Here is a 228-nt window from a genome sequence, read left to right as displayed (position 1 = left end):
GCTACAACATCATCCGCCGCAATGGCTCGGTGGTCGGGTTCGAACCCGGCAAGATCGCCATCGCCATGACCAAGGCCTTCCTGGCCGTCAACGGCGGCCAGGGCGCGGCCTCGGCCCGCGTGCGCGAGCTGGTTGAACAACTGACGACCCAGGCCGTCAACGCGCTGGTGCGCAACCGCCCCGGTGGCGGCACCTTCCATATCGAAGACATCCAGGACCAGGTCGAAC

Annotated in this window: 1 protein-coding gene; it reads left to right on the top strand. The window is 66.7% G+C overall.

The window, feature by feature from the left end; all coding sequences use genetic code 11:
- Window positions 1-228 (top strand): ATP cone domain-containing protein (locus tag SB764_RS45350; RefSeq protein ID WP_410867487.1); only part of this gene is annotated, 228 nt, incomplete at both ends.

Origin of the sequence: Paraburkholderia sp. SIMBA_027 (assembly GCF_046535315.1) — a bacterium.
GTDB classification, from domain to species: domain Bacteria; phylum Pseudomonadota; class Gammaproteobacteria; order Burkholderiales; family Burkholderiaceae; genus Paraburkholderia; species Paraburkholderia tropica.
This window is presented reverse-complemented; position numbering and strand designations above follow the sequence as displayed.